Source organism: Protofrankia sp. CiP1_Cm_nod4, assembly GCF_982290645.1.
Genome location: NZ_CEVIVC010000056.1, coordinates 3362 through 7080 on the forward strand (window position 1 = coordinate 3362; position 3719 = coordinate 7080).

At 69.6% G+C, this 3719-nt stretch carries 2 protein-coding genes; one reads left to right on the forward strand and one right to left on the reverse strand.

Features of this window, described 5'->3' with window-relative positions; all coding sequences use genetic code 11:
• The coding region (locus AC5LSR_RS12720; RefSeq protein WP_250285597.1) for a nuclease-related domain-containing protein at window positions 1–1017 on the reverse strand (1017 nt) is incomplete at its 3' end.
• A gap of 459 nt (window positions 1018–1476) precedes the next feature.
• Between AC5LSR_RS12720 and AC5LSR_RS12725 the strand changes: the two genes are divergently transcribed.
• Window positions 1477–3684, forward strand: coding sequence for a (Fe-S)-binding protein (locus AC5LSR_RS12725; protein WP_493465572.1), 2208 nt, complete (start codon window positions 1477–1479; stop codon window positions 3682–3684).
• The last annotated feature ends 35 nt before the right edge of the window (window positions 3685–3719 follow it).

A 3719-nucleotide genomic window follows, 5' to 3' on the forward strand; every position in this document is an offset into this window, starting at 1 on the left:
GTCGCCGCTGTCGCCGGTGCGCGCTCCCGGGATGCCGGAGCGCCCGCCCGGCTCGCCGGACCGGGCGAGCTCGTTCTCGATCCGGGTGAGCCGGTCGAGCATGTCGGTCGCGTCCCCGCCGCGCTCCAGGATGGTGCGCAGCGCGTCCATCAGGGCCAGCCACTGGTCGCGGTCCAGGGTGACGTGATCGGCGAGCTGGTTGGCCGTGGCGGGCGGGAACAGGCGCTGGGCGACGGCGACCACCTTCGTCACCTCGGCCGGGTTGAGCCGGTCCGGCCGCCCCCGGATGTAGGAGACGAGGTCCTTCAGGCTGATCAGGGTCACCCCGTCGATCGCCCCGTCGCTCCACAGGACGCCCGCCTCGGCCATGATCAGAATTGGTCGGACCGGGACTTTGACCATCGGCAGGGCGTCGCGGATCTGGTTGCGCACCTCTTCCCCGAGCCATCTGGTCAGGTCGAGCGGCTTCTTCAGGGACTGCCCGTCGACCTTCGCGCCGTCCTTGGAGTAGCGGACCGTCCCGGGGGAGGCGTCGCTTTTCATCACCATGACGCCGCCCGGCCCGACCAGCAGGTGTCCGATACTCGCCTCGGAGTGGGCCACCCGACGGTCGTGCATCACCACGTAGCCGTACCGGCGCAGCCTGTTGACGATACGTGCCGTCTTGCGCTCGGATTCGGCGCCTTCACGCAGCGCCTCGATCTCGGGCACCGGATCGAACGAACGGCCGATCACCACCAGCGGCCAGCCGAGCTGGACCACCAGGTACGCTGCCACCGCGACGGACACCGGCAGCCGCAGGCCCGAGACGGCCAGCACCGCGAACACCACCGCGATGGGGAAGGCCCGTAGCGCGGCCCGGGGCACGGTGTAGGCAAGCCGCTCGCGGCGCATCTGCGCCTGCTGTTCCCGGGCTCGCCGGTAGGCCACCTCCAGGGAGTGGCCGGGACGGTCGCGGGTGTGGCCGCGCAGCGGGCTGCTGCTCCTGATCGGGCTCTTGATCGTGCTCGCCATCATGTCCACCGTGGATCGTGGGGTCGTGGTCCGGAACCTGAATCATCAGCGGTCGTGGGCGTGCCGGCGCGGCAGAGCGCAGACATGTTACGGGCCGCACTGATGGTGCAGCCAGAGCGCGTCCTCGGACAAGGGAATCCCGAAACCGGTCCAAATTTTCCAGAGGCGGTGAGACGTTGATCCTCACTTTATCTTAGATGATCATTCCTGGCCCGCGCCTGGCCCGCGCCTGGCCCGCGCCTGGCCGGGCGGTGCCGGCCGGCATGGCCCGGGCCCCGCGCTGGCCCCGTCCGACCGGCGATCGGCTGCGCCTGGGCGGTGCGAAGAGGAAGGTGAAGGGCCAAAGGGGTGAAATGACTCGCTGCGGATCCCGGCGGGGCTGGCGGCGGTGGGCCGGTTCGGCGTGCAAGTTACCAATGGGTAGCGATACGCTCCCACCGTCGGTAGAAGACTGGAGGATGTGTGAGACTCGCTATCGGCGGAGTGATCGTCGTTGTTGCTCTCGCGGTGGCCGGACGCCGGTTCCACTGGCTGTTCAGGCTGATCCGCCAGGGACAGCCCGCTGCCGGCCGGCTCGACGGGGCGGGCCAGCGGCTGTGGAGTGAGATCAGCGAGGTCGGTGCCCAGCGGAAGCTGCTGACCTGGACGGTCCCCGGGCTCGCGCACGCCTTCACCTTCTGGGGATTCACGGTCCTCATGCTGACCGTCATCGAGGCGTTCGGCGCGCTGTTCGACCACGACTTCCACATCCCGCTGTTCGGGCACTGGGCCGCCATCGGTTTCATCGAGGACTTCTTCACGGTCGCGGTCCTCGCGGGGCTGCTGGCCTTCACGATCATCCGGCTGCGCAACGCGCCTGCCCGGCTCGAGCGCAGGTCGCGGTTCTACGGGTCGCACATCGGCCCGGCCTGGGTCATCCTCGGGATGATCACCTCGGTGATGGTCACGCTCCTGGTCCTGCGCGGTGCCCAGTTCAACGCCGGCACGCACCCGCAGGGCGACACGAGGTGGGCGTTCGCCTCCTACCTGGTCAGCCGGCCGCTCGACGTCTTCTCCCACAAGGCCAACGAGCACATCGAGACGGTCTTCCTGCTGCTCAACATCGCCGTCATCATGGGCTTCCTGGTGCTGGTCGCCTACTCCAAGCACCTGCACATCTTCCTGGCGCCGGTCAACGTCATCCTCAAGCGCGAGCCCAAGGCGCTGGGCGCGCTGGGCAGCACCCCGGACATCGAGAGCCTGATGGAGGCCGACGAGCCGATCGTCGGCGTCGGCAAGATCGAGGACTTCTCCTGGAAGGCGATGCTCGACTTCTCCACCTGCACCGAGTGCGGGCGCTGCCAGAGCCAGTGCCCGGCCTGGAACACCGGCAAGCCGCTGTCACCGAAGATCCTGATCATGGATCTTCGTGACCACCTGTTCGCCAAGGCGCCGTACCTGCTCGCCGCCAACGGGTCCGGCGAGGGGGAGGACGCCGCGCCAGCCGCCGCCGGCGCTGCCGCGGAGGCGTCGAACGGGCACGCCGTCCACCACGTCCCAGAGTCCGGGTTCGGGCGGGTTCCCGAGCCCGGCCAGCCGCAGGCCGACCGTCCGTTGGTCGGGACCGAGGACGAGGGCGGGGTCATCGACCCCGACGTGCTGTGGTCGTGCACCAACTGCGGCGCGTGCGTGGAGCAGTGCCCGGTCGACATCGAGCACGTCGACCACATCGTCGACATGCGCCGCTACCAGGTGATGATCGAGTCGTCGTTCCCCAGCGAGGCCGGGGTGATGCTGCGCAACCTGGAGAACAACGGCAACCCGTGGGGCGTCTCGCCCCGGATCCGCACCGAGTGGACCGAGGGCCTGCCGTTCGAGGTCCGCGTGCTCGACGACGGCGAGCCCATCCCGGACGACGTGGAGTACCTGTACTGGGTCGGCTGCGCCGGCGCCATCGAGGACCGGGCCAAGAAGGTCTCCCGGGCCTTCGCCGAGCTGCTGCACACCGCGGGCGTCTCCTTCGCCATCCTCGGTACCGGCGAGAGCTGCACCGGTGACCCCGCCCGCCGGCTCGGCAACGAGTACCTCTTCCAGGAACTGGCCAAGGCCAACATCGAGGTCCTCAACGCGGCGGGCGCCAAGAAGATCGTCGCCACCTGCCCGCACTGCTTCAACAGCCTGGCCAACGAGTACCCGGCGCTCGGCGGCGCGTACGAGGTCATCCACCACACCCAGCTGCTCGGCCGGCTTGTCGACGAGGGCAGACTCGTCCCCGTCCAGCCGGTGGACTCCTCGGTCACCTACCACGACCCCTGCTTCCTCGGCCGGCACAACGAGGTCTACACCCCGCCCCGGGAGATCCTCGGCAGCATCCCCGGCGTCCGCAGCCAGGAGATGCACCGCTGCAAGGAGCGCGGCTTCTGCTGCGGTGCCGGCGGCGCCCGGATGTGGATGGAGGAGAAGATCGGCAAGCGGGTCAACGTCGAGCGGGTGGACGAGGCGCTCGCCCTCGACCCGGACATCGTCTCCACCGCCTGCCCGTTCTGCATCGTCATGCTCACCGACGCCGTCACCGAGAAGAAGCAGTCCGGCGGGGCGAAGGAGAGCGTCGAGGTGCTCGACGTCTCCCAGCTGCTGGCCCGCTCGCTGGCCGCACCGCCGGCCGTCCCGGCCGGCGCCGACGCCTCCTGACGGAGGGCCGCGAGGACGCCTCCCGCGACGACAGA